A 24,454-nucleotide genomic window follows, 5' to 3' on the forward strand; every position below is an offset into this window, starting at 1 on the left:
GCCCGACCTACCGTCAGTATCAATGCCCGACATCTACAAACACCCGACGATTCAAAGCCTTGCAGCCGCCCTCACCACCACAACCGACAGCAAACCCACGCCCGCCCTGCAGCCGGCACCTCCGGCGCCTCTCATCGAGCCGCCGAGGCAAGCACGCTATGTCCTCTGCGGGGCGTTGCAGCTCCTGATCCTCCTCGGCTATCCCGCCCTCACAGCGGCCGTCTGGGTGGCGGGCTTCCACTGGGTCTCGACGAGCCCGAACCTGGTCGACGTCTACCTGCGGTCGGTGGCGTTCGGCGCCGCGATGTTCCTTGGCCTGTGCGCCCTTCCGATCCTCGTCAAGTGGGTGCTCGTCGGCCGGTGGAAGCCTCAGGAGATCCGCGTCTGGAGCTTGGCGTACGTCCGGTTCTGGCTCGTCAAAACCCTGATCCAGCGAAACCCGATGGTGTTGTTCGTCGGTTCACCGCTCTACGCGCTCTACCTGAGGGCACTGGGCGCGAAGATCGGGCGCGGCGCCGTCATCTTCTCCAGGAATCTGCCCGTGTGCACCGATCTGCTCAGCATCGGCGACGGCGCGGTGATCCGGAAAGACTCGTTCTTCAACGGCTACCGAGCCCACGACGGTGTCATCCGGACGGGTGCGGTGAGCATCGGCAGGGACGCCCTCGTCGGCGAGGCGACGGTGCTCGACATCGGGGCCTCGCTGGGTGACGGGGCTCAGCTCGGGCACTCGTCGGCTCTGCACGTGGGTCAGGCAATACCTGCTGAGGAGCGCTGGGCCGGCGCGCCTGCCCAGCGGGCCGAGAAGACGAACCAGATGGCGGTTTCAGCGCGCGACGTGGGCACCGGACGACGAGTGGTCTTCTCGGCCGTGCAGCTGGGGAACCTGCTGCTGCTGGGTCTGCCGCTGACGTTCGGCCTCGCGGACGTCGCGCTCCCGCGGCTCCCGGAGTTCGGCCCCCTGATGGACTCGGCACCGGTGTCGCTCACGACCTGGACATTCTTCCGTGACGCGCTGGTCGTCTCCGCCGTGGTCTTCTTCGGCGCCGTGCTCGTCGGCCTCGTGCTTGTGGGCACCGTTCCGCGCGTGCTGAACCTCTTCATCAAGCCGGACAAGGTCTATCCGCTGTACGGCTTCCATTACTGGGTCCACCGCGCGATCACCCGCACGACCAACCTCAGGTTCTTCACGACTCTCTTCGGTGGAACTTCCTACATCATCTACTACCTGCGTTGGTTGGGCTACAGCCTCCGGGGCGTGCGGCAGACCGGCTCGAACTTCGGCGAAATGGTCAAGCACGACAGCCCCTTCCTGAGCGCGGCCGGCAGCGGAACGATGGTCGCCGACGGGCTGTCCATCATCAACGCCGATTTCTCGAGCACCTCCTTCCGCCTGTCCCGGACGTCGATCGGGCCGGACAACTTCCTGGGAAACATGATCGCCTACCCCCCGCAGAGCAAGGCAGGCGACAACTGCCTCCTCGCGACGAAGGTCATGGTTCCCGTCGACGGACAGGTGCGGAAAGGCGTGGGCTTACTCGGCGCGCCCAGCTTCGAGATCCCACGATCAGTCAAGCGCGACAGGGACCTCGACGTGAGCAGCGCAGACGAGCTGCGCCGTGGCCTCAGGGCCAAGACCGTCTACAACACCATCAGCATGGCGCTGTTCCTGCTGGTGCGCTGGACTTTCTTATTCTCCGTCATCGTGGTCTACCTGGCTGCCGTCAACCTCTTGCACTTCCTGGGCGCGCTCGCACTCGCGGTCGGGCTGGCCACCGCCGGCGTCGTCGTCTTCACTGTCGCCTACAACGTCGTGGTCGACCGGCTGTTCCGGCCGCTGCAGGCCTTGGTGCCGCAGGGTTGCTCGATCTACGACCGCGCCTTCTGGCGGCACGAACGCTTCTGGAAAGTCACCTCCCTCACCTTTGTCCTCGCCTTCAATGGCACCCCGCTCAAGAATGTGATCTGGCGGCTGCTGGGTATGCGGGTCGGCCGCCGGGTCTTCGACGACGGCCTCCGCGTGCCAGAGCGGAGTTTCACCACGATCGGCGAGAACTGCACCCTCAACGCGGACACCATCGTCCAGTGCCACTCGCAGGAGGACGGCGGATTCAAGTCGGACCGCATCACAATCGGTGCCGGCTGCACCCTCGGTGTCGGCGCATTCGTCCACTATGGAGTGACGGCGGGCGACGGCGCGGTGCTCGCCACCAGTTCCTTCCTCATGAAGGGCGAGGAAGTGCCACCGAACGCACGGTGGGGCGGAAACCCCGCCACAGAGATGCGCGAGCACTCGGGCGATCCGCGGGCCCGAAAGATCAACATCGATGACAACTACGCCGCCGCGCTCGTCCGCGGCGGCTGACACCCGGCAAGCGTGGACACCGCCGAGCACCCGGTCCTCGCCGACCTGACCGAGCTACCGCACCGCGAGCACGCCCCCAACTGCTGACGTCCGCCTCTGGTCGGAACTGAAAGGAGATCGAGATGTCGTTCTCATCATCATTGCTGTTGGACGTGGATCTGCAGCTCGGCAGGGTGCCGATGCTGCGAGCCGCTGCCACCGGCGACGGACCGGGCTGGGCGGCCGTGCACCGCGATGCCTTGCGTGCCGTCGTCGCCGAGCACGGTGCGGTCCTGGTCCGCGGTCTCGGGCTGCGCGATGCGGCCGAGGTCGCCGCGGTGTTCCGTGGGCTGGCCACCGCAGGCCTGATGACCGAGAGGGAGGCGTTCGCGGAGCGGCAGACCTACGCCGAGGGCGTGTACTCCTCGTCGAAGTGGCCACCGAACCAGCCGATGTGCATGCACCACGAACTGAGCTACCGGCTCGAGTTTCCCGGCCTGATGCTGTTCGCCTGCCTGTCCGCGCCCGCCAAGGGCGGGGCCACCGGTGTGGCGGACTCGACGGCCGTGCTCGACGCGCTGCCCGGTGACCTCTTCGAGCGGCTCGAGAGGGAGGGCTGGACGCTCGTTCGCAGCTACAACGAGGAGATCGGTGCGTCGTTCGCCAAGGCGTTCGGCACCGAGGACCGGGGCGCGGTCGAGAGCTACTGCCGCGCCAATGCAATCGAGTTCGAGTGGCAACCCGATGGAGGGCTGCGCACCTGGCAGCACCGCAGCGCGGTGGTGCGGCACCCGATCACCGGTCGGCGCTGCTGGTTCAACCAGATCGCCTTCCTCAACGAGTGGACGCTCGACCCCGAGGTGCGCGAGTTCCTGGTCGACACCTATGGCGCCGAGGGGCTGCCGTTCACCACCCGCTTCGGCGGTGGCGACCCGATAGGCGAGGACGTCGTGCAGCTGCTCAACGAGGTGTATGAGGCCAAAACCACGCGGGAGCCCTGGCAGGCGGGCGATCTGATGCTCGTCGACAACATCCGCAGCGCACACAGCAGAGAGCCCTTCACCGGACCGCGCGAAGTCCTGGTCGGGATGGCTGACCCCGTTCGCCTGGCCGACTGCTCGCCGACCGTCGAGGTCAACGTCGGATGACCATGTCGCTCGTGCGACTGTTCACGGTCATCTCCGGTGTCCGGGTCCAGCGCGCTGGAGTGGCGCGAGCAACGGCTTCCTCGGCACACGACTCGACTACGTGCGGGGGGTTGTCAGCGGCGCAGCGAGCCCGCTCACTGGCGATGGCGCGCCTGCGGTGTCACTGCGGCGATCGCGCCCGACCTCGGCGAGCGCTACAGCGACACCGTCTTCCAGTGCAACTGTGCAGAGGACCTCCATGGCCCAGACTTGTCCAGCGCCCGGGCGATCCCGGCCCCGTCCTCCGAGACGAGCCGTCGCAAGGCAGGGGGCTGAGCCTCGCCGGTTGCCAGGCGAAAGGAACAGAAGGGAACCTTCCGAGATGATCATGCGGTTGCCGGACCTCGTTGCCAGATCCGCCCAACGCGCCCCCGGCGCGCCCGCCCTGACCGCGCGAACGACCACGATCTCCTACGCGGATCTGTGCGAACGGACGGAGCGAGCAGCCGCCGGGCTGCGCGGTCTCGGGCTCGATGGTGGTGAGCGCGTCGCGGTCTTCCTGGACAAGAGGATCGAGACCGTCGTGGCGCTGCTCGCCTGCTCGCGGGCCGGTGGCGTGTTCATCCCGGTGAATCCGGTGCTGCGACCCAGGCAAGTGAGGCACATTCTCGATGACTGCGCCGCGCGGGTCGTGGTGACGTCCACTGATCGGATGCGGGCCCTGCGCACCGAACTCGCCGCCTGCAAATCACTTTCCCACGTCCTCGTGCTGGGCGACTCGCCTGGTGAGGACAAGGAAGCCCCTTACCGCATACATTTCTGGTCAGAGGTCGCCGAGGGGGCAACCCAGGCGGTATGTCCTCCAACGGGTGGGGTCGACACGGATATGGCCGCGATCCTCTACACGTCGGGGAGCACCGGAGCCCCGAAGGGCGTCGTGCTGTCGCACCGCAACCTGGTCGTCGGCGCGGAGAGTGTCAGCACATACCTGAACAACACGGCGGAAGACCGGATCCTGGCGGTTCTCCCGCTGAGCTTCGACGCCGGACTGAGCCAATTGACGACTGGCTTTCACGTTGGTGCCCACGTGGTGCTCGCCGACTACCTGCTGCCGGGAGATGTCGTCCGGCTGTGCGCGGAGCACCGCATCACCGGGATGGTTGGGGTACCACCTTTGTGGATCCAGCTCGCGGCCCAGACGTGGCCATCCGAGGCCGTAGCCGGGATGCGCTACTTCGCGAACACTGGAGGGCGCCTCCCGCGCGTCACCCTGCAACGACTGCGAGCGATCTTCCCGACTGCGGCGCCGTACCTGATGTACGGCCTCACAGAGGCGTTCCGCTCCACCTACCTCGATCCTCAGGAGGTCGACCGGCGGCCGGATTCGATCGGCCAGGCCATCCCGAATGCCGAGATCCTCGTAGTCCGGGAGGACGGTGGCCTGTGTGGTCCGGGCGAGCCGGGGGAACTGGTGCACCGAGGTCCGCTCGTCGCCTCGGGTTATTGGAATGACGCGCAGCGGACGGCCGAGCGATTCCGGCCGCCGCCGAACCGTCCAGCCGAGCTGTGTACGCCTGAGCTGGCGGTCTGGTCCGGCGACGTCGTCGTCCGCGACGAGGAGGGTTTCCTGTACTTCGTCGGACGGCGCGACGACATGATCAAGACATCGGGCTATCGGGTCAGCCCCCAAGAGATCGAGGAAGTCGCCTACGAGACCGGACTGGTCCACGATGCCGTAGCGCTCGGCCTCGAGGACGAGGCTCTCGGCCATCGGGTCGTCCTCGTCGTGACCCCTCGCGATCCCGCCGGCTTCGATCCGGCCGCGGTGACCGCGCGCTTGCGACAGGAACTGCCCGGCTACATGGTGCCCGCCGAGGTGATAGTCCGCAGCGCCCTGCCCCAATCGCCGAACGGCAAGTTCGACCGGGCAGTCCTTCGCCACGAACTCGCCGCCTCCCGCCCTCAGGAGCCCGCATGACCGCAGTCGCCCACGCGCACCCCACGATCAGCCCGTTTGCGATCGCCAACGGCATGCTCCACGTCGGCGGCCACCCGGTCGGGTTGCTCGCTGAGTGCACCGGTGCCACCCACGACAACGAGTCGCGCGGCCACACCTTCCTCGTCGATGGCGGCCTCCACCACCAGTTCGCTGCCTTGTGGAACTTCGGGCAGGTCATCCGCAAGACGAACTACCCGGTCGCCAGCGCGAACCGATTGGGGGTCCCGGATGCTGAGACCGTCGGCGTCGCCGGGTGCTTGTGCACCCCGCTGGACCTGCTCGCACTTGATGTCTGCCTCCCGCGTGCCGAGATCGGCGACCTTGTGGCGGCCTTTCGGGCCGACGCCTACCGGATGACGCCAGTCCTACAGCGTTCCTCGGCCATCCGACACCGAAAGAACTGTTGATGTAGATCGCAGGTTGCCCCGCCTGTACGACCGATGAGGAGAATCCACATGCCTCGCTCGCCAGAGATCTCGCAAGCGATTTTCGAGGACGTCAAGGCCGTCGTGGTGGGCACGCTGGACATCGAGGACAAGGCCGATGACCTCGGACCGGAGACGGAACTCTACGGCAATTTCCCTGAGCTCGATTCGCTCACCGTCGTCAAGCTCATCGTCGCCTTGCAGAAACGGTTCGGGATCGAGATCGAGATCGACGAGATCGTCGGTGACATCTTCGACACACTCGGACGGCTCGCGTCCTTTGTGGAATCCACGGTGTACCGGGAGCCGCACGGCGGAGTCAAGTGCTAGAAATGCGCCACCGCATTACGGCCGCCGACCCGGCCCCGCGCCCGGCGCACATCGCCGGGGCGGACGAGGCCGCGACGCTACCTTGCATGCCGCCCGCCGGTAGGTCGCCGGCTTTACCGGCGTGGTCAAAGGCCCGGAGCCTGCAATTGTGCCGTGGCATGTCGGCGCTCTGCGGGAACGGAGCCCGACCGGAGTGTCCCTATTGTGTCGAAGTCGAGTTTGGCACGCGGACCTGCCAACGCTGTCGATGGTGATCTCCCGTATTTCGAGCAGGCCGCGCCGGGTGAGGGCGGCCAGAGTTTGAGCCGCTGCCGGCACTATGGATGCCACGGGCTGACGCCGGCCGATAGAATGGGATCTCTTCGCGGAACACGCCGGTCAGCTGCCGCGCCAACCGCGCGAGACGAGACGTCAGGCACACTGCTCGTTTTGCGCAGAAGTGTCGGCCGGGGCCCCAGGAGCGGGCCCCGGCCGACACTCGGTAACGGCAGGCTGTTTACTCGTTGTCTCCGTTGAACAGGTAGCGGCCGGGAACCTCGTCAGGCGGCAGGATCTTGTCATCGCCGGGGAACGGCTTGGTCCACCCGGTCGAGGTGTACCAGTCGTACCGGCCCAGCTGCGGCTGGTTCACTCCGTCGGCCTGAGCGTGTTCTCCGGTGAGCTTCGGCATTGCCTCGTTCTGGTGCCACTGGGCCCAGGCATCGGCCGTCTGCCGCTGGTCGGCGGGAGCGGCCGGCGCCTCGCTCGCCTGAGCCGACGGGGAACCCGACGTCGGAGTCACCGGGATCAGGTTGCTCACGCCTTCGGTGAGCGGGATCTGGTTGGCCACCGTGGTGTAGGGGGTGAAGTTCGGCGTGTCGGTGAACGCGCTGAACATCGGCGTCGCGGCGCGGTCCTCCTGGTTCAGCGGCTGCATCCCGAGGATTTCTTCGATCGTCTTCACCGCGTTGACCTGCGTGAAGTACTCGCTGTTGACGACGCCGCGCTTGGCGTAGGGGCTGGCGATGAAGAACGGCGCGCGGTGCCCGTCGACGTGGTCGGTGCCGGCCTGGGTGTCGTCCTCGAACACGAACACGGCCGAGTCCTTCCAGAACCGGCTGTGTGAGATGTCGGAGATCATCCGGCCGACGGCCAGGTCGTTGTCGGCGACCTGGGCCCGCGCGGTTGCAGGTCCACCGGTGTGGTCGTTGGGCAGCGACATGGTCGTCAGAGCCGGCAGATCACCGGTCTGCTCGGCCTTCTTGAAGTCCTGCTCCCAGACGTCGACCTTGTACTGGTCGGGAATGGCCAGGTTGAACTGCGGGAAGTTCGGGTTGCTGATGGCGTTGTTCGACGGCACGTCGGAGTACGACTTGTACGCGTCCATCGCTACCGGGAGGTCGCCGGTAGCCTTGCCCTCGAGGATCTGCGAGTCCGCGTAGTACTGCTGCCACGAGCCGGGCTTTCCACTGGCGATGGCCTCGTACTCGCCGTAGTTGCGCGCCGACTTGCCGGCGCGTTCGGCGGCGTCCCAGATGAACCCGTCGCGCTGGTAGGCCAGCGCGTCCCGGGCGTTGTAGGGGTAGCTCCGGGCCCAGGCGCTGGCCGCGTCCTGCGCCAGGTAGTCGTTGGGCTCGGCCTGCGTCAGCCAGTTGTGGCCGTCCGCCGACAGCATGCCGTTGTCGTAGAAGTTGTCGAACGTCGTGAACGTGTTCGCCATGCTGTGCTCGTTCGGCGTGACGGCCGCACCGAAGCTGGTCCGCGACGGGTCGCCGTTGCCCTTGCCCAGATCGCCGAGGATCTGGTCGTAGGTCCGGTTTTCCTTGATAATCATGAAGACGTGCTTGATCGGCGAGGTCTCACCGTGCTGACGCGGGATCGCTGTCAGCCGGCCGTGGCCGTTGGCGTCCGACTGCTCGTTCCCCGCCTGCGCCGGACGGTCCCAGGCGTTGTTGCTGAACACCTGCCGGGTCGTGTCGGCGAGCCGGCGGCCGTCCGGCATGGCGAAGGAGGTCAGCGTGCCCTTGTAGGCATAGCTCTGCGGAGCGCCGTCGGTGCCGATGCCCTGCTGGTTGCTGACGACGACCTTGCCCAGCTTGGCGTCGAACTGAACCTGGTTGGGGTACCAGTCGGTCGGGATCAGGCCCTGGTACTTCACCGGTCTGCGGGGGCCGTCGTATTCGAACTGCGCGAGCGCGTTGTCGCGGCCGACACTCACCAGCATGTGCTTCGCGTCGGTGAACGCGATCGAGTTCGGCGACGAGCCGACCTGGATGCCGGGCAGCGGCTCCACGTTGACTGTCTGCGTCACCTTGTGCGTGGCCGCGTCGATGACCGAGACGGTGTCGCTGTTGGTATTGGTGACGAACACGGCGCCGTCGTGCTGGGTCAGCGACGTCGGCTGGAGACCGACGTTGACGGTGTCGACGACCGTGTTGGTGCCGAGGTCCACCACCGAGACCGTGCCGGTTGTCGAAGCACCGGTCACCGGGTCGGACACGATGTTCGTACCGTCGGACTTGTTGGTCGTGTCGCCGGCGACGGCGGTACGGCCACCACGGTTCGACACGAACGCCTTGTTCCCGACGATCGTGACGGCCTGCGGCGCATTCCCCACCGCCACCTGGGCCGTGAGCGTGTTCGTGGCGGTGTCGACCACGCCGAACTTGTTGCTGCCGCTCAGCGCGAGGTACAGCTTCGCGCCGTCGGGCGACAGCGTCAGCCCGTACGGCAACGACCCGCCCGGCAGCGCGAGCTTCGCCGGCGCGGTCGGGTTGGTGATCATGCCGTTCGAGCCGACCGCGTACTTCAGGACGCTGGAAGTTGTGGCGGCATACAGTGCCGAGCCGTCCGGCGAGTACACCGGCGCCGCGACACCGGTGCCGCCGAACGTCTGCAGCACCGAACCACTTGCGGCGTCAAGGATGGTGATCGACGGCGTACCGGAGTTGTCGCCACCCGTCTGCGCCGCCACCTTCGAACCGTCCGGGCTGATGGCGCTACCGATCGATTGCGCGGAGAACGTGGCCGCACGCGATCCGAACGGGGAGATCCAGTGGTTGTCCGAGGTTAGGATCCGCCCGGCCGCGTCGTGCTGGCCGAGCATGCTCGTGCCGAACGGGTTGGCCGGGACGTGGCCCACCGCGGCGGACGCGACGCCGCCGACCGTGAGCATGACCAAGGCAGAGCCGGCGATCGTCGAGCGCTTGCGCGCTGCAGACCGTCGTCGTTGAACTTGCACCATCGATCCTTTCACAGAACAAATGCTCGGAGGGGACTCCGGGAACTAAACAACCCCAAGACAGCGCGGCGCCGAACGCGCGATTGCTCGCGCGGAGTAAAGGGATGGCCAACTGGTTACGGCCAGCCATCAGAACAGGATCAGACCAGCACCTGTCACCGTCAAAAAAGGCAAACCAAACAATACGGTGAAATCGCGATGCCCGTTCAGGATGGACGATGCCTGTGTGAAATCGACCGCCGATCGAGCGCAGTGCCCGTCCACGGCTTTTTCGCCGAGCTGGCAATTGGCCCATAGCTTACCTACTTAACTTCTAGCTTACCTGTTTAACTCATCACTTACCTGTTGCGGCGATTGGTCGCCAGCGGCTTCAGGCCGACCGGACGACGATCGCGAAATCGACCTCCTCGATCACCTGCAACGTGTTCGGCTTGCCGCCGCCACAGCAGGCCAACACTGGCCGGGATCAAGGCCTTCAAGGTGCCGTGCGGCGCGATACTGGCCGCGCTGCTGTTGACGGCCGGCTGCACCGCGTCGCCGGCCTCGGCTCCGTCGCCTGCGCTGGCGGCGCCTGGCCGCAGGCGGCCCGACCGACCAGGCCGGCGGGCCGCCCAGGACGCCGACACGAATCGCCGTCGGTGCGTCGCTGGGGGCAGCACCGCCGCCTCGATATGGCCAAGGCGCGTAAGGTTGAACACTTCATTCGGAACAGGAACCGCTGATCGGTGAACGCAACACCTCCGGCCACGACTCCCGCAACATCCCGGGCTGACCCCGGCCCGCCACCGCGGTGAACACCCCCGGACCCGACAGTCGTGCACCGTGGCGGCAGGTGCGAGACGATCGTGGCATGCAGACATCCGATCCCGGCCCAGATCGCGGTGCTGGCGAGACGAGCGTCAGCCTGCGCCGCGAGGGTTCCGCCGTAGCGGGACCCCCGCGAACAAGCCGATCACGTCGGTGTCCCCGTCGCCCTCCAGGTCCACCGCCAGGCTCCCCTGGTCGCCGGCGATGCTGTCGTTCAGCCACTGTGTGGGCGGCCAGAACCGTTCCACGCCGTCGGTGCCGATGATCGACCTCGTCACGAAGATGCCCTGTATGCGCGGGCTCGAATGCGTGTGCGGCCGGACCGTGATGGCGTCCGCGCGGCCGTCGTTGTCCACGTCTCCGAGGAAGTATCCGTAGTACGGGCTGTCGTCGAGGCTATTCGCGCACAGGCTCCACGCGAGGTACTCCTGCGCGACGGCGGCCGACAGCCCGCGGGTGGCTGCGTCCAGGCGCGTCAGCTGCGGCACCGCGACGCTGGTCTGGACACCGAAGCGACGAGTCGAGACCACCCCGAAAAGCTCCTCCTGGTGCTGCAGGGACTTCATCCTCAGGTACACCTCGACGGTCAGTCCGGCCGCGGCGACACCGTGTGGTTGTGGTGCTGGAGCGCGGTGAGCGTAGCGATATCGGGCGGGTCGGGAAGCAGCACCGGCGCCAGCCCGCCTGCGGGCTCGTCGGCCGCTCCGTCCTCGCCACCTGCCGCGCCGCCTACGAACGCTGGTCCGCGCGCGCCGACGCCGACCTCACCGTCTACCTCGACGCCGTGATGAAAGCCCTCGCCGCCGGTTTCACCGACACCGCACTGACCACCCCGGACCCGTCCACCGAGCACGCGTGAGTCGCGGCCACCACGGCCATACCCGGCGGCGGTCGTCGGGCGCGGGGTGCCGAGCGGCCACCGCGGCGTATCCACGTGGGGCACTCCGCCGGCGCCACAGTGGTGGAGCCACGTCAGCTTCGCTTCACACCAGTGCAAGAGCGCGCAGATCATCCGCGTACTTCTGGATCAGCTCCTTGGTGACGTGCGGAATGTCGCCCAGTGATGTGATCTTGGCGTCGCGTACAGCTTTCCGGAACTCCTCGGCCGGAGCGATCCCGGCGCGCACGGGTTCCGTCGGCCGTTCGTACGAGTGCAGGAGCGGCAGCAACGTGTTGCGTCGCTGGGGTTCCGGCAGTTTCCGCAGCGCGTCGCCGAACTGACGAAACCACTCCGAGTAGTCCTGGAGCCGGTCGATGCGGTGACCCGCTTCAGTCAGCCAGTCCACGAAGGTGTCGAGCGAAATGCCGTCGTCGTGGGGATTGAGCACGTGGTACGTGTGGTAGCCGCGCGTGTTTCGGGCGCCGATGGTGTTGACGGCTTCCGCGGTGAAGTCGACGGGAAGTCCGTCGTAGTGTGCCCTCGGCGGCCGGCCGGCCTCGGTGCGGTAGAAGGTTTTCGGCGCGATCCCCGTGGTGATGATGCTCAGGAGCAACCGCGTGAACAGGTCCGGTACGTTCACCTGGCCTACGCAGCGGCTGTGCGTGAGGATCATGTCGGATCGGAACACGGCTACGGGCAATCCGCATGTCTCGTGTGCTTCTCGCAGCAGTACTTCGCCGGCCCATTTGCTGGTCGAATAGCCGCTTGCGTAGCCGTCGCCGCGATGCCGGACGGGGCTGAGCCGCCGGATGTCGCAGCTCTCGGCCAAGGAACCGGGATCGATCTGGTCCGCGATGCCGATGGTCGACAGGTAGGTGAACGGCTTCAGTTTCGCGGTGACCGCCAGCCGGATCAGCTCGGCCGTGCCGACGACGTTCGGGCCGAACAACTGCTCGTACGGGAGCACGTGATTGACCAGGGCACCGACGTGCATGATCGCGTCGACCTCCTCGGCGAGGCGTGACCATGTCTGCCTCGCGATCCCCAGATCGGGACTTCCCAGGTCGCCGGCGATCACCTCGAGGTGGTCCTCGGCGAGTACGCGGTAGTGGCGGAGGAGTTCGGCGTCGCCGTTGTCGAAAGCCTTGTCGAGACGGTCACGTGCAGCCGCGTCGTCTGTGGCACGCACGAGACAGATCAGCTTCCCGCCCCGCCCGGCGACGCGTTCGAGCCAGTCGAGGCACATGAACCGGCCGAGGAACCCGGTAGCGCCAGTCAGCAGCACAGTCTTCGGCTCTCCGCCCGGCTGGGCCAGTCGTTTCGCCCTGGCCAGGGTTTCCACGTCCAGAAACTGGTCGAGTTTGAGGTCGCTCGCCCGTACCTCGGCAGCACCTCGCCCGTGCACGGAATCGAAGGTCGGACGCTGCCCGGTGGAGTCACGCTGGGTTTCGATGTGGTGTGCGATCGCCTGCAGGTCGTTGGCCGGACTGATGACGACGCCGACCGGCACTGCGATGCCGAAGACGTCCCGCAGGAGGTTGGAGAACGTCAGCGCGGACAGGGAATCCCCGCCGAGGTCGGTGAAGTGCGTTTCGGGACTGAGGTCTGTGCTGTCGCAGCCGAGCAGCGCCTGCACCGCACGGGTGACCGTTTCGTACACGGGCTGATCGGCGCCGCCCATGCGCAGTGCGCGCAGGTCGTCATTCTGGCCGCGTTCGATGTCTTCGTACAGCTGCTCCAGCTGGTCACCGTAGCGTTCTCGCAGGCGCGGTCGCAGCTGTTTCCTGATGTCGGACAGCAACCCGTTGTCGATGCTGAACGGCTCGGTCTCGATGAGGAAATCGCGGGGAACCTCGTACGGCTCCAGACCGGTCTCCTTGGCTGTCGCCTGCAACGCTTCGGTGAGCCTGGCCTTGAGGGCGCCGGATCCGCCTGCTTCTCGCCGGGCTTTGCGCGTCGGCACGACCACCGCGAGCAGGTACGGTCGCCGGCTACTGCCGTAGACGTAGATCTGGTGGATGAGGGGGTTTGCCGCGAACACGGACTCCACTGTGGACAGCGTGACGAACTCGCCTTGCGACAGTTTCTGCACATTGTTGCGCCGGTCCACGTACACCAGCTGATCAGCGCCGGTCTCGGCCATGATGTCGCCGGTGTGGTAAAACCCGTCGTCGTCGAACACGGAGGCGGTGATGTCGGGCCGCCGATAGTAGCCGGGGAAAATGGGATCGGTCTTGACCAGAAGCTCGCCGCGCGGGTAGGGGCGGTCGGTGCGGCGGTAGCCGAGTTCGGGGACGTCGGCCAGCTTGTACTCGGTCACCGGGGGCCGCTGGATCCTGCCGTCCATCAGCACCAGGCCGAATTCGGTGGCGCCGTATGCTTCGTGCAGCGGGACGCCGAGCACGGATTCGGCGAACGCCTTCGCCTCCGCCGAGGTCGGGGCGCTTCCCACCATGGCGTGCAGCAGCCGGTCGCCGAGGAAGTGCCGGCGGATGTCCGCCTTGACGGCGGCGTCGAGTTCGGTCGCGTCGGCGAACTCACCACGACGCCGGTCACGTTCGGCCTGGTACTCCTGGAAAAGCATGTCGAGGACGCGCGGAACGGTCATCAACGCGGTGGGCCGCGCCATCCCCATGTCCTCGAACAAGGTGGACAGGTCACTTTTCGCCGTGAAGTAGTTGATTCCGCCACGCCCGAACGTGTCGACGATCGTCGCCCGGCCGAACATGTGGCTCATCGGCATGAAGTTGACCGTGATCGCCGGTTCGTCGTCGGCACCGCCCAGGGCGCCGGACCACCACCGTCGTACCAGGCTTTCCGGGTACATCGCGCCTTTCGGCGTGCCGGTGCTGCCGGACGTGTAGACCACCAGGCTCAGCGGATCCTCACCGGGATCCGGCACGTGCAGCGGAGCGACAGGCAGCGTGCGTCCGCGCTCGACGACTGCCTCGAGCGTCGCGATCGAGCGGCCGGCACGGTCCAGTTGGGCCTTGGCCGACTCGAGTTCCTCCCGCTCGTCGTCGACTTCCGAGTGGTGATCGAACACCAGGACCGCCAGCACCGACTCCACCGACAGCGCCACCTCGACCGCTTTCCCCAGATAGGCGGGGCTCGTGGCCAGCAATCGGGGCTCGGTTTCATCGACGATCGCCCGTAGCTGGGCCACGGAAGCGGTCGGCTGGAGCGGCACGGAAACCACACCCAGGCAGACGCCGGCGAGGTCCAAGGTCGCGTAGTCCGCGCTCGTGAACCCGATCGTGGCGACGAAGTCTCCGGCCCGCAGGCCGCGCGCCGACCATTCCGACGCGATCGCCGTGGCCCGCGCCCACAGTTCGCCATAGCTGCGAGTCGTGAACTGAGGCAGCAGGCGGCGCGACCGGCGGCCCGAAACCGGGTCCGTGACCAGCGCCGACCGCCGCTCACGCACCGCGGGTCGCCCGGCATACGCGCGCATCGCACATTCGACGATCCGCGCGAGCGGCAGACCGGTCGCCGCCTGCACAGACCGATCCGGTATCGCAGCCATGAACTCGGGGTCTGTTTCACACAGCCGGGCCTTCCGCCGCTGCGCCTGTTCCTCCTTACCCTCCGACGTTTTCACTCCTACCACCGCCTTCCTCGTCAAGATCCACACGCGAGGCCATACGTCGCCGTCGCACAACCTTTACTGTACGGACAAGTAATCTAATTGGCACCTACATCGCGTGTGATGGTGGCCGCACGGACCGTAGCCGTCAGTGGGATTGACTGCCCTGAAGGCACTGGTCAGGACGGGTCGGCTACTCCAAGCCGTGAGTGAGAGAGGGCCACAACAGCTCCACGCTCTCCCAGTCGCGGTCCGTCGACATCCGCACCCGGTACAGGCTGTCCACGAACCGGACCCCGTAGACCATCATCGCCGCGTGTTCGGCGTTCACGTCCGGCCGGATTTCACCGCGCTCCTTCATCGCCTCGAGCAGTTCGGCGATGGCCCTGGCGCGGGGCTGGACGACGTGTTCTTCTAGGAGCTGCAGCAGTTCCGGCACGCGGTTGCTTTCTGCCAGCAGCGCGGTGTACAGCTGCCGGTTCTCACGGTCCTCGGCCGGCTCGATCCTGCGCAACAGCCGCAATAGCCGTTCCTTCGGCGGCAAGTCGTTCCAGTCCTCCGGCGGCGGTGCGAGAGACTGCTTGAACATGGAGCGGACGGCTGCGACTACCAGTGCCTGTTTGGTTGGCCAGCGCAGGTACATGGTCGGCCGGGTCGTGCCGGCGTCGGCGGCGATCTTGGCCAGGGACATGCCGGTGTAGCCGTCTTCGACCAGCCGTCGGATCGTCGCCTTGAGCACCGCCTCTTCCACGCCGGGCGTGCGCGGCCGCCCCATCGACGGCCGTCGGCCGGGGACATCCGCCATCGTCACTCCCCCTTCAGTGGACCACGAAGTATAGAAGCGCGACGGACACCCGCTCCACGAGAGCGAGCCGACTCATGTTGGCGCGGGGAGCGGTGCTAACGCGCCGCCGGCAGGCGAGGCTGCGGCTGGGCCAGTGAGCCGTTGCGGGTCCAGTCCGGCGGGCCGAACACCGCTTGGCCGAGTCCGGCCAGTCGGCGTGCTGCCTGGCGCTGGGGTGACGGAGACGATCGCGGACCTTGATCTCCTCCGGCAGCAGCCTGGTGATCATGTCGACGTCGGGGGCGCAGATGCAGACCGCGATGAACCGGCTCCAGGAATCCGGTTCCAGGTTTGCCATCTGGTAGTGGACAACCTCACCTCCGGGCTCCCACAACGCCTGCCCCGCGGTGATCTCGCAAGGCTCCCGTGGTCGGCGGTATCGGAACGTCCGCTCCTGCAGTCAAGGAACCGGCGTCAGCGTTGGTCGAGCTGCGCGCGCAGGTCGTGGATCGTGGTCTCGGCGTCGGCGAGCTGGTCCTGCAGGCCGATGATGCGGGCGGCGGCGGCGAGGGTGTGGCCTTCGTCGAGTTGTTCGCGCAGCCGGACCACGAGGGCGAGCTGGCGGCGAGAGTAGCGGCGATGCCCGCCGTCCGAGCGCTGAGGGCGCACCAGGTCCGCGGTGTCGAGGCTGCGCAGGAACGCTTCCTGTACATCCAGCATCTTCGCGGCCTGCCCGGTGGTGAAGGCCGGGTAGTCCTGATCGTCGAGGTTGCCCAGATCAGCCACGCACACCTCCTTCGCGGGTCGTCACGCCAGTCGCTACAGATTATCTAGAGCAGGTGCTTGACACAAATTGCAGTGCGCGCTATAGAAATGCGTAGGCGGTATATGACCTGGTGTCGAACACGACGATGGTGCCGAGGAGTGATCGACGATGCCGGACACCACTCATCACACAGCGGTGACCAGCGGGTTCGCCGATCTGCTCTGCGCTGATGCGGCCTGGCTGCGCGCGGAGTTCGACGCGATCATCACCGCCAATTTCGGAGTTGTCCCGCCCCCTCTGGCACGGCCGCGGCCTGGATCCGCGGGCCCGCGGCAAACCGGCCGCACGTCCCGCGAGGCCGCCGCCGGCGACTGGCCGCCCGGCGCGGCGCCGGTGCGGCGAACTGGTCATCGACAGCGTTCCCCTCCGCTGACCGGACGCCTCTGCAGTCAGCGAGTGATCTCGAAAGGCAGGTGATGCCCGCGCTCTCGTGGAGCCCGTCAGCCCGTAGTTCGTTCGCCGGCGGGGATGCCTGCTTCGCAAGACGGCCGAGGAGACCCTGGTAGCGGTCCCGGCCCCGCGTCTAGCGGCGCGCCCCTCGCGACACCCGAGCCGGCCCGACTGCAGCGGCGGCGAGCACCGGAGTGAACGACGTAGCGATCGCACATGCAACCCTCGAACTGGTTCCGGCCGCCGCCTCGGTGGCGGCGACCGGACTTCGACGAGATCAGCCGTACAGGTTGACGAACCGCCGCCGGCCACCCGAACGCCGGTGGTGGTGCACGGGGAAGGAGCAAAGGAGGCGAAAGGTCATGTTGATGCGGACTGACCCGTTCCGGGAGCTGGACCGGCTGACCCAGCAGTTCTTCGGTGCCAACGGCACCACGTCGCGCCCGGCGGTCATGCCGATGGATGCCTACCGGTCCGGCAATGAATACGTGGTGCAGTTCGACCTGCCCGGTGTCGCACCGGACTCCATCGACCTGGACGTGGAACGCAACGTGCTCACCGTCAAGGCCGAACGCAGCCCGGACTACGATGAGGGCGCCGAGGTGCAGGTGTCCGAACGACCCCGCGGGGTGTTCTCCCGCCAGTTGTTCCTGGGCGACACCCTCGACGCGGACAACATCGCAGCGCGTTACGACGCCGGGGTGCTGACGCTGCGGGTACCGATCGCCGAACAGGCCAAGCCGCGCAGGATCGCCATCAGCGGCGGGGGCGAGGCCAAGCAGATCAACGTGTGAGCGCCCCGAATCCGGGTTGGCCGATTCGCGGCCCCGCCTTGCGCGGCCTCGACCGCTTGGGGCGGGGCCGGTGTCGTCTTAGCCACCGGTACTCGAGCCTTGCCACCGGCGCCCGAGCCGTCTGCCGCGTCAGCAACAACACGCATCAACCCCAACGGAGAACCGGGTCATGCTCTACGAAGCCCCGACCCACGATGTCGCCGACCAACATTGCGACGCACCGGCACTCGACGACGGCGAACCCTGGCCCTGGCCCGGCGTGCCCCGTCTGGGGCGGGCACAGCAGGAGGATGAGGGGAAGCGATGGGTACGGCCTGCCGCTGCCGTGGACCCCGCAGCAGGACGTCGAGCGCACCGGCGGTGCCCGATGACCTCCTCGTTTACGCCCGCGAACTCCTCCCGAGGTCGGGCCGTCGGTGTTTCTGGCCGGGCCGACACCGCGCAGTCGAAGTACCGTCGTGTCGCCCGGACGCGATCGCCGAGCAACGGACCGGTCCGGCCTTTCAGGTCGGTGACCTGCGCTTTTCCGCACGCGGTTGCTTCATCGGAGTTACGCTCGCGGCAAGTGTTGCCGGGTGGGAACGGTCCCGCTTGCGGGTGAGCCGGGAGGTCACGATGGTTACGAAGCCAGTGGGGGCCGGGTAATCGTGGCGTCGGTGCGGCCGCCGGTGCGGTTGCCCCTGGCACAGCCCGCGCGGGAGGTGCCGGAGTCTCGTCCTGGCTGGTCCTGGGCGTTTGAACCGAAGCTGGATGGGTGGCGTGGTCTGCTGTTCGCCGAGCTCGGGCTACTGCAGTCGCGCCAGGACAACAACTTGGCCGATCGCTTCCCCGAGATCATGCAGGCCGGCGTGTCGCTGGGCGACGTCGTGCTCGACGGGGAACTCGTCGCCTTGCGCGGCGGCCGGCTGGATTTCGGGTCACTCGCCTCACGCCCCGGTGTCCGCGGGAAAGCCGGGTTGAGCATCTACTTCGCCGTGTTCGACGTCCTCGCGGATGGACCCGGACCGGGCAACGACTGGAGACCTCGCCCGTACCGGGAACGGCGAGCGCGCCTGGAGCAGCTGTTAGCCGATGTCGCCCCGCCGCTGCAGCTGGTTCCGAGCACGACCGACCGCGACGTCGCGCTGGCGTGGATGCGACCGGAGTCCAGCGACGTCGGGATCGAGGGCGTTGTGGCCAAGCTGATCGAGTCCCGGTACCGGCCCGGGCGGACCGACGCGTGGGTGAAGGTGCGGCAGGTGACCGTCGTGGACGCCGTTGTCGTCGGCGTGGCCGGCGACGTGCACGCCGCGCCGAGCGAGGTCGTGCTCGCCCGCCGCGACGAGCACGACATGTGGCGGCACATCGGACTGTCCCTGCCGCTCGCTCCACGGCTGGGCCAGCAGATCGGGGCGCACGTCACGCCCACCGGCGCGCCTGCGGCCTACATCTCCGCTGGGTTCGGCCGCGGACGCACCTGGTACCTGCCGGTGCGGCCCGAGCTCGTCGTCGAGGCCGAGACCGACCCCGCGGTCGAGTCGTTCAGCAGCCGGCAGCGGCCGCGGGTGCACCGCGCGCGGCCCGACCTCGCCGCCGGTGACGTGCCACGCGGCCGCCACACGGAGGAGTGAAGACGATGCCGGAGAAGAAGGTCACCGTGCAGGTCGGCGAGCGGCAGCTCGTGCTGTCGAACCTGGACAAACCGCTGTACCCGAGCGGGTACACCAAGGGCGAGGTGGTGCATTACTACAGCCGCATCGCCCCGGTCCTGCTCCCGCACTTGCGCGGCCGGCCGGTCACCTTCGTCCGGTTTCCGAATGGAACCGCCGCCGGCGAGGCGTTCTTCGAGAAGAACCTCGCCCGTGGCGCCCCGGACTGGATCCACACCGCCGAGTTGCCGAGCACCGGTTCTCGCAGCGGTCGCGGCCCGGGCACGATCGTCTACCCGCTGATCGAGGACCTGCCGAGCCTGGTGTGGGCGGCCAACCTGGCCGCGCTCGAGCTGCACGTCCACCAATGGATCGTCGGCCCCGGCCCGGCCCGCCGGGCTCCGGACCGACTCGTGTTCGACCTCGACCCCGGCGAGGGTGCCACCATCGTGGAGTGCTGTCGCGTCGCCGAGCGGCTTCTGGAGGTGCTCACTGCCGACGGGCTCACGCCGCTGCCCAAGACCAGCGGTTCCAAGGGCTTGCAGATCTATTGCGGCGTCCGGACCCGCCGCGCCGAGCGCACCTCCAATTACGCCAACGCGGTCGCCGAACAGCTCGCGGCCGAGATGCCCGAGCTGGTGGTGGCGAAGATGGCGAAAAACCTGCGCACGAACCGGGTCTTGATCGACTGGAGCCAGAACAACCCGGCCAAGACCACCATCGCCCCGTACTCCCTACGCGGGCGCGACGCCCCCACCGCTTCGACGCCGATCACCTGGGATGAAGTCCGCGCCTGCCGGACCCCGGCCGAGTTGACCTTCACCGCCGACGACGTGCTGCACCGCGTCGACGAGCACGGCGACCTGCTCGCCGAGCTTGAGCCGTCGCGTGCACCACTTCCGCAGAAGCCCAGCGCGTAAACAGCTGCGCTGCCGCAGGCGTTCTGCCACCGCCGAAGCCCACTACGCGCGGGGTCAGGTGGTTCGACGTGTTACGGGGCGGAATACGGGTAGCCGGGACTTGAGGTCGTCCGGAAACGAGCTCGAGGAGGAGTCGTGACCACAAGCGAAACTGGCCAGGTCACCGGTACCCAGGACAAGGACTACAACATCATCTGGTTCGTGGAGGCGTGTCTGAGCAACGCCCTGCGGATGGAGTCCTACATCGCCGACGCCGACCGTGCAGGCGACAGCGAGCTGGCGGACTTCTTCCGCCGCGCGCAGCAGGAAAGCCAGAAGGGAGCGGAGCAGGGCAAGAAGCTGCTCGCCCAGCGGCTCGGTGCCGCGAACTGAGTCCGCGAGCCGCACGTCGCGCCGCGGCCGTCGTGACCGACGTCCCCGACGAGCCGCGACTGCGAGGCGCGGCCAATACGAACAAACAGAAACCCTCACCTCGGGAGCGGGCGCTGTCGCCTGCGACTTACTCGCGGGCGTCAAGGAACGCGGTCACCTGCCGTGCCCTCGCCGACAACAACGCCTGACCGGGAACTACCCGACCGTTGGCAGTTTCTCCCTTAATCCCGTCGGCCCTCTGCCCCGTCCCGTCTCAGGTGGATCGGCTGGACAGCGCGTCGCGGATCTTGTCGATGAACGCCACGCCCGGGTCAAGCAGCCGGTTGGCCGGCGGTTTGTCCGGCGCCGAAGGATGGGGCCGAGTGGGAGCGCTCTTCTTCGCGTCCAGGACTTTACGACCCAACCGGCCCAGCTCTTCGACAGAACACGCGGCCCGGAGCCCGGGCAGCAGGACATTCTCCTCGTCCTCGATGTGGTGGCGAACGTCCCGGATCAGCCTGCCCAGCAGATCGTCGAACTGCGAATCATCCGGCTGAAGCCCCTCAAGCTGCTTCATCACCTCCTCAGCTTCAGCGTGCTCCCGGATCTCCTTGTCGGCCAGCTCATCGCCATTCTCCAGATACTCACGCGCCGCCGGGTACACAAACTGCTCCTCGGCGACCGAGTGGCGCACGAGCTCCGCGATAACGTGGTCGGTCAGATCCTTGCGATGCGCCCAATCGGTACCGCTTTCCAACTCGGCGAACACCTCTTCCACCGCACGATGATCACTGGTGATCACCGTGATCAGATCATTGTCTTGTTCGGAGGCCATGGCACTCACTCCCGTCCTGCAATATCGATATCACCGGGATACCCACCTCACCAACATCAAACGTCCGACACCCTGACGACGTCGTGCGCCCGCGTCCGCCCGTGACGACGACCTGCTCGCCGAACTCGCCATCACGCGTGTAGCGCTTCCGGCCCAATGACCGTCAACCCTGCTTCGCCTGCGGCAGAGCCAGGTCGCACGGCACCGCGTGCCGATGGGCACACGTCCGCCGGGAGTCGAAGCAGACATGGGCGCGGGCGACGAGTGGCCGGAGATCCGGCGGAGGATCACGGCAGCCGATGTGCTGCTCGTGGCGACTCCGACCTGGGTCGGGCACATGTCGAGCGTGGCCAGCGCGTCCTCGAGCGCCTCGACGCGGAACTGTCCGAAAGCGACGACGAGGGCCGCCCGGCGATGTTCGGGAAGGTCGGCGTCGTCGCGGTGGTCGGCAACGAGGACGGCGCCCACAAGATCATCGGCGACGTGTTCCAGGCCCTCAACGACACGGGCTTCTCGGTGCCGGCCCAAGGCGCGACGTACTGGAACGGCGAAGCATGCAGGGCGGCGACTACAACGACCTCGAGGAGACGCCCAAAGCGGTAGCCTCGACGAACGCGACGCTCGTGCGCGACGCCGTGCACCTGGCGAACCTGCTGAAGCAGCACCGGTACCCGGCTGGCTAGCGCGTCCTCGCCCCGCGCGAGCTCGCGGCCGCTCGCGCACGACCGCGGCCGGGCTTCCCGGGGCACTGCTTCGTGTGCCCATCCGTGACACGAAGGCACAGGTCCCTGGCGCAGGTCCGGATGAGCGAGAGAATCGAGGGGATCGGCCGGGAGTGCACCACCGACCCAAGCCCGAGGAGGTGCCGGGCCTCGAGCCGGGCGGGTCCGTGCTGCCCGGCGATACTCCACCGGACGCCGGACAGACGCCCGCTCTCTCCCACCCGCAGCCCAAGCCGTCACGTGACCGGCGAGCGGTTCGGCCGGGCGGGCGTCGCCCGGATCCTGGAGCGCTCCGCCGGCTCGCCGCCGTCGGAGCTCGCCCGCCCGCCTCCTCGCCAAGCCGCGGTCGCCGACCATCTCGGTGCCGATCCGTCCGCCGACGTCGGCGGGCTGGTGGTTTCCTGGACGCCGGGCGGATGAGGGCGCGCTCACGCGGACGGGCCGGCCGCCGGGCTCCGGTCCGACCGCGGCCAGACATACGGCAGGTCCGCCGGCACGTCCGGGAACCGCCACCGGTAGTGCCCGGGTTCCTTGCGCACCAGCGCCGAACGATGGCTGCGGTGCAGTTCCTCGTCGCCCAGCCAGGGCGGCAGCTCCCCCGCGGCGGCCAGTTCGGCCTGGGTCCGCACCGGCGCCGTGCCGTACTGGTCGAGCAGCTTCTCCGCGCACGTGTCGGCCGCCCCGGTCGCGCGCCACACGGCGCACACCTCCAGGCCGTACCGGGTCAGCGCCTCCGCGTACCCGGTCCACATCTTCGCGGCCGGGTGGTGCCGCCAGCCGTAGCCGGGCACGACCAGAGCGCGCAGCACTTGCAGCGCTTCGACGCGCTGCTTGCCCAGCCGCCGGCGGTCGAGTGTCCGGGCGCTTTCCGCGAAATCTTGAAGGGGAAGGAAAGTTTGCATCACCGTAAGCCCTACCCTCGGGCCGCTCGCCGCAACCGTTCACAGTCGAAACCGTGGAGCGCCACCGCTGCCGGCTGCTTCGGGCCGGTCGGTGGCTCGGTCAGGGCAGCGCCGCCGAACCGCACTGCAACGCTGAACGTCGAGCGAGTCCGCCTGGCGATCACCGTCGGCATCGCCGGGCGGGACCGGCTCATCGGGCTTCGATCACGGTCTTGAACTCCGCGGCGGCACGCTCGACCTTCTTCTCCGGGTCCGCCAGCAAGGACGCGACCGCCTCGCCGAGCTTCCCGGCCGGGGGCTCGTAATCCAGGGAGATCTCCACGCCGGTCCTGCCGTTCCCCTTGTCCTCGAAGCGGACGACACCGGAGTTCTTCACGTCCGGGTCGGCATCGTCGACCGTCGTCCAGGCGATCTTGCGCGGAGGCGAGTCCTCAGCGATGCGAGCCTCCCACTCCACCGTCGAGCCGGCCGGACCGGCAACCTTCCAGCGGGTGCGCGTGGCGTCCCCGTCCATGGCGTCGACGGACTTGACGTCCGAGAACACCTGCGGCAACCGCGTCAACGGCCGCCACCAGTCGTAGCACGCCTGAGCGGGCGCTTCGACCTCGACGTAGTGCGCGACAGCAGCCACCATGACCTCCTCGATCAATTCGGGCGCCGGGCCAGGTCGGCCTCGGCGGACTCACCGCTTACCCGGTTCGGCGCACTCGGCAAACGCCCGCGTCGGGTCGAGGTCGCCGTGGCGCGCCGAGGTTTCGGACCGCGAACGCCGGGTATGAGAAGGCAACCTCCCCGGAGAAAGAAACTGCTCGTGGTCGAATTGACACGCACCTTCACCGTCGGAACCGGACCGCGCGAAGTCGTCGAGTACCTCAAGGAATTCGGCAGCACCACCACGTAGGGCCCCCGGGACGCAGTCGTGCGACCGCCTCGACAGCGGCCTGATCGCGATTGGCGCGCTGCCGGCACAACGTCTCCAAGGTTGCCGGCGTGAGAACCGAATTCACCTACGAGCTGACCCGGCTCGAACCAGGCCGGGTCATGTTCAGCGACGACACCGCCACCACCACCGACTCATCAGCGTCACCGGCGCCGACGGCGGGGCCACCCTGACCTACCACGCGACGGTCGAGTTCCACGGCGCAGCTCGGCATGCCGATCGCCGAAGCGGTGTTCAAGAAAGTCCGCAACGATACCGAAGCCAGCCTTACCCGGGTCGTCGGCACCCTCCAGGCCCCGCCGGCTGAGCCGATCAGGACACGGCGCCCGGATCCGCGGCTGCACCGGACACGAGCCGAGGGCAGCGGCCTCGCGGCGTCATCAAAGGGCGGTCACGCCGGGTGGATCTTGTCCGGGTGATGCACCGCCGTCCGCCCCGATTTCTCGCTGCGCACCAGGTACTGCGGCGCGTCCGGTGACGCCTTCGCCTTCCGCCCACCGGCTTCGGTGTCGAAGGTGATCACGTCCTCGACCGTGCCCACCGAACTCTCGTTGCCCGCGTCCCACCGCACGCGGTCGCCCTTTTCGAAGGTCTTCGCCATACCCCGGGCTACCCGCTCATCCAAGGACCACACCCTCTCCCCC

21 protein-coding genes and 2 pseudogenes are annotated in these 24,454 nt (G+C 67.7%); 14 read left to right on the forward strand and 9 right to left on the reverse strand.

Annotation, left to right across the window (positions count from 1 at the left end; translation table 11 throughout):
• The first annotated feature begins 22 nt into the window (after positions 1-22).
• From AB0M56_RS44920 to AB0M56_RS44940, 5 genes are all read left to right on the forward strand, one after another.
• Positions 23-2,365, forward strand: coding sequence for a Pls/PosA family non-ribosomal peptide synthetase (locus AB0M56_RS44920; protein WP_364188123.1), 2,343 nt, complete (start codon positions 23-25; stop codon positions 2,363-2,365).
• Positions 2,366-2,487: 122 nt separating this feature from the next.
• On the forward strand, positions 2,488-3,492 hold the full coding sequence (locus tag AB0M56_RS44925; RefSeq protein ID WP_364188125.1) for a TauD/TfdA family dioxygenase: 1,005 nt from the start codon (positions 2,488-2,490) through the stop codon (positions 3,490-3,492).
• Positions 3,493-3,853: 361 nt separating this feature from the next.
• Positions 3,854-5,449, forward strand: coding sequence for an acyl-CoA ligase (AMP-forming), exosortase A system-associated (locus AB0M56_RS44930; RefSeq protein WP_364188127.1), 1,596 nt, complete (start codon positions 3,854-3,856; stop codon positions 5,447-5,449).
• Complete coding sequence (locus tag AB0M56_RS44935) at positions 5,446-5,877, forward strand: hypothetical protein (RefSeq protein ID WP_364188130.1); 432 nt, start codon at positions 5,446-5,448, stop codon at positions 5,875-5,877. Before AB0M56_RS44930 ends, AB0M56_RS44935 begins: the two co-directional genes overlap by 4 nt.
• A 48-nt stretch (positions 5,878-5,925) precedes the next feature.
• Entirely contained in the window at positions 5,926-6,225 is a 300-nt protein-coding gene (locus AB0M56_RS44940; RefSeq protein WP_364188132.1) for an acyl carrier protein, read from the forward strand.
• A 496-nt stretch (positions 6,226-6,721) separates the two neighbouring features.
• On the opposite strand, the gene AB0M56_RS44945 is transcribed toward AB0M56_RS44940, so the two are convergent.
• Together AB0M56_RS44945 and AB0M56_RS44950 are read right to left on the reverse strand one after the other, a co-directional pair.
• On the reverse strand, positions 6,722-9,448 hold the full coding sequence (locus AB0M56_RS44945; protein ID WP_364188134.1) for a bifunctional YncE family protein/alkaline phosphatase family protein: 2,727 nt from the start codon (positions 9,446-9,448) through the stop codon (positions 6,722-6,724).
• An 896-nt stretch (positions 9,449-10,344) separates the two neighbouring features.
• Complete coding sequence (locus tag AB0M56_RS44950; RefSeq protein ID WP_364188137.1) at positions 10,345-10,818, reverse strand: hypothetical protein; 474 nt, start codon at positions 10,816-10,818, stop codon at positions 10,345-10,347.
• 50 nt (positions 10,819-10,868) lie between these two features.
• Here AB0M56_RS44950 and AB0M56_RS44955 point away from each other — a divergent pair, with 50 nt between their 5' ends.
• Positions 10,869-11,111 (forward strand): hypothetical protein, encoded by a 243-nt coding sequence (locus AB0M56_RS44955; RefSeq protein WP_364188140.1) that lies wholly within the window; start codon positions 10,869-10,871, stop codon positions 11,109-11,111.
• 124 nt (positions 11,112-11,235) lie between these two features.
• On the opposite strand, the gene car is transcribed toward AB0M56_RS44955, so the two are convergent.
• From car to AB0M56_RS44970, 3 genes are all read right to left on the reverse strand, one after another.
• A complete protein-coding gene (gene car / locus AB0M56_RS44960; RefSeq protein WP_364188142.1) occupies positions 11,236-14,766 on the reverse strand; it encodes a carboxylic acid reductase in 3,531 nt (1,176 codons plus the stop codon).
• A 145-nt stretch (positions 14,767-14,911) separates the two neighbouring features.
• A complete protein-coding gene (locus tag AB0M56_RS44965) occupies positions 14,912-15,523 on the reverse strand; it encodes a TetR/AcrR family transcriptional regulator (protein WP_364188145.1) in 612 nt (203 codons plus the stop codon).
• 453 nt (positions 15,524-15,976) lie between these two features.
• Positions 15,977-16,288, reverse strand: a complete 312-nt coding sequence (locus AB0M56_RS44970) for a MerR family transcriptional regulator (RefSeq protein WP_364188148.1) — start codon at positions 16,286-16,288, stop codon at positions 15,977-15,979.
• 792 nt (positions 16,289-17,080) lie between these two features.
• Here AB0M56_RS44970 and AB0M56_RS44975 point away from each other — a divergent pair.
• From AB0M56_RS44975 to AB0M56_RS44990, 4 genes are all read left to right on the forward strand, one after another.
• On the forward strand, positions 17,081-17,512 hold the full coding sequence (locus AB0M56_RS44975) for an Hsp20/alpha crystallin family protein (protein WP_364188151.1): 432 nt from the start codon (positions 17,081-17,083) through the stop codon (positions 17,510-17,512).
• 701 nt (positions 17,513-18,213) lie between these two features.
• Positions 18,214-19,122, forward strand: coding sequence for a hypothetical protein (locus AB0M56_RS44980; RefSeq protein ID WP_364188216.1), 909 nt, complete (start codon positions 18,214-18,216; stop codon positions 19,120-19,122).
• Positions 19,123-19,127: 5 nt separating this feature from the next.
• Complete coding sequence (ligD, locus tag AB0M56_RS44985; protein WP_364188154.1) at positions 19,128-20,060, forward strand: non-homologous end-joining DNA ligase; 933 nt, start codon at positions 19,128-19,130, stop codon at positions 20,058-20,060.
• Positions 20,061-20,195: 135 nt separating this feature from the next.
• The gene (locus AB0M56_RS44990; RefSeq protein WP_364188157.1) at positions 20,196-20,432 is read left to right on the forward strand and encodes a hypothetical protein; all 237 of its coding nucleotides are present in this window, start codon (positions 20,196-20,198) and stop codon (positions 20,430-20,432) included.
• A gap of 253 nt (positions 20,433-20,685) precedes the next feature.
• On the opposite strand, the gene AB0M56_RS44995 is transcribed toward AB0M56_RS44990, so the two are convergent.
• Entirely contained in the window at positions 20,686-21,246 is a 561-nt protein-coding gene (locus tag AB0M56_RS44995; protein ID WP_364188160.1) for a hemerythrin domain-containing protein, read from the reverse strand.
• Positions 21,247-21,475: 229 nt separating this feature from the next.
• Between AB0M56_RS44995 and AB0M56_RS45000 the strand changes: the two are divergent.
• The 3 genes and pseudogenes from AB0M56_RS45000 to AB0M56_RS45010 all read left to right on the forward strand — a co-directional run.
• Positions 21,476-21,929, forward strand: a pseudogene (locus AB0M56_RS45000) (NAD(P)H-dependent oxidoreductase); the annotation flags it as partial.
• Positions 21,930-22,081: 152 nt separating this feature from the next.
• Positions 22,082-22,210 (forward strand): annotated as a pseudogene (locus tag AB0M56_RS45005) (DUF6480 family protein); the annotation flags it as partial.
• Positions 22,209-22,388 (forward strand): hypothetical protein, encoded by a 180-nt coding sequence (locus AB0M56_RS45010; RefSeq protein ID WP_364188163.1) that lies wholly within the window; start codon positions 22,209-22,211, stop codon positions 22,386-22,388. The pseudogene AB0M56_RS45005 and the gene AB0M56_RS45010, both read left to right, overlap by 2 nt.
• Before the next feature lie 8 nt (positions 22,389-22,396).
• Here AB0M56_RS45010 and AB0M56_RS45015 read toward each other — a convergent pair whose 3' ends face one another.
• Positions 22,397-22,870 (reverse strand): MSMEG_6728 family protein, encoded by a 474-nt coding sequence (locus AB0M56_RS45015; protein ID WP_364188166.1) that lies wholly within the window; start codon positions 22,868-22,870, stop codon positions 22,397-22,399.
• Between the two features lie 190 nt (positions 22,871-23,060).
• Positions 23,061-23,504, reverse strand: a complete 444-nt coding sequence (locus AB0M56_RS45020; RefSeq protein WP_364188169.1) for an SRPBCC family protein — start codon at positions 23,502-23,504, stop codon at positions 23,061-23,063.
• Positions 23,505-23,860: 356 nt separating this feature from the next.
• Here AB0M56_RS45020 and AB0M56_RS45025 point away from each other — a divergent pair, with 356 nt between their 5' ends.
• Positions 23,861-23,983, forward strand: coding sequence for a hypothetical protein (locus AB0M56_RS45025; protein ID WP_364188171.1), 123 nt, complete (start codon positions 23,861-23,863; stop codon positions 23,981-23,983).
• 218 nt (positions 23,984-24,201) lie between these two features.
• Here AB0M56_RS45025 and AB0M56_RS45030 read toward each other — a convergent pair whose 3' ends face one another.
• On the reverse strand, positions 24,202-24,411 hold the full coding sequence (locus AB0M56_RS45030) for a DUF2945 domain-containing protein (protein WP_364188219.1): 210 nt from the start codon (positions 24,409-24,411) through the stop codon (positions 24,202-24,204).
• Positions 24,412-24,454 lie beyond the last annotated feature (43 nt).

The sequence above is a fragment of the Amycolatopsis sp. NPDC051372 genome, assembly GCF_040682095.1.
GTDB lineage: Bacteria > Actinomycetota > Actinomycetes > Mycobacteriales > Pseudonocardiaceae > Amycolatopsis.

What these genes read in the sequence shown, in the direction of transcription:
- AB0M56_RS44945 (WP_364188134.1), bottom strand. Translation starts at nt 9,448, where the DNA reads ATGGTGCAAGTTCAACGACGACGGTCTGCAGCGCGCAAGCGCTCGACG.
- AB0M56_RS44920 (WP_364188123.1), top strand. Translation starts at nt 23, where the DNA reads ATGCCCGACATCTACAAACACCCGACGATTCAAAGCCTTGCAGCCGCC.
- AB0M56_RS44995 (WP_364188160.1), bottom strand. Translation starts at nt 21,246, where the DNA reads ATGGCCTCCGAACAAGACAATGATCTGATCACGGTGATCACCAGTGAT.
- AB0M56_RS45015 (WP_364188166.1), bottom strand. Translation starts at nt 22,870, where the DNA reads ATGCAAACTTTCCTTCCCCTTCAAGATTTCGCGGAAAGCGCCCGGACA.
- AB0M56_RS44950 (WP_364188137.1), bottom strand. Translation starts at nt 10,818, where the DNA reads ATGAAGTCCCTGCAGCACCAGGAGGAGCTTTTCGGGGTGGTCTCGACT.
- AB0M56_RS44940 (WP_364188132.1), top strand. Translation starts at nt 5,926, where the DNA reads ATGCCTCGCTCGCCAGAGATCTCGCAAGCGATTTTCGAGGACGTCAAG.
- AB0M56_RS44930 (WP_364188127.1), top strand. Translation starts at nt 3,854, where the DNA reads ATGATCATGCGGTTGCCGGACCTCGTTGCCAGATCCGCCCAACGCGCC.
- AB0M56_RS45030 (WP_364188219.1), bottom strand. Translation starts at nt 24,411, where the DNA reads ATGGCGAAGACCTTCGAAAAGGGCGACCGCGTGCGGTGGGACGCGGGC.
- AB0M56_RS45020 (WP_364188169.1), bottom strand. Translation starts at nt 23,504, where the DNA reads ATGGTGGCTGCTGTCGCGCACTACGTCGAGGTCGAAGCGCCCGCTCAG.
- AB0M56_RS44935 (WP_364188130.1), top strand. Translation starts at nt 5,446, where the DNA reads ATGACCGCAGTCGCCCACGCGCACCCCACGATCAGCCCGTTTGCGATC.
- AB0M56_RS44925 (WP_364188125.1), top strand. Translation starts at nt 2,488, where the DNA reads ATGTCGTTCTCATCATCATTGCTGTTGGACGTGGATCTGCAGCTCGGC.
- ligD (WP_364188154.1), top strand. Translation starts at nt 19,128, where the DNA reads ATGCCGGAGAAGAAGGTCACCGTGCAGGTCGGCGAGCGGCAGCTCGTG.
- AB0M56_RS44965 (WP_364188145.1), bottom strand. Translation starts at nt 15,523, where the DNA reads ATGGCGGATGTCCCCGGCCGACGGCCGTCGATGGGGCGGCCGCGCACG.
- AB0M56_RS44975 (WP_364188151.1), top strand. Translation starts at nt 17,081, where the DNA reads ATGTTGATGCGGACTGACCCGTTCCGGGAGCTGGACCGGCTGACCCAG.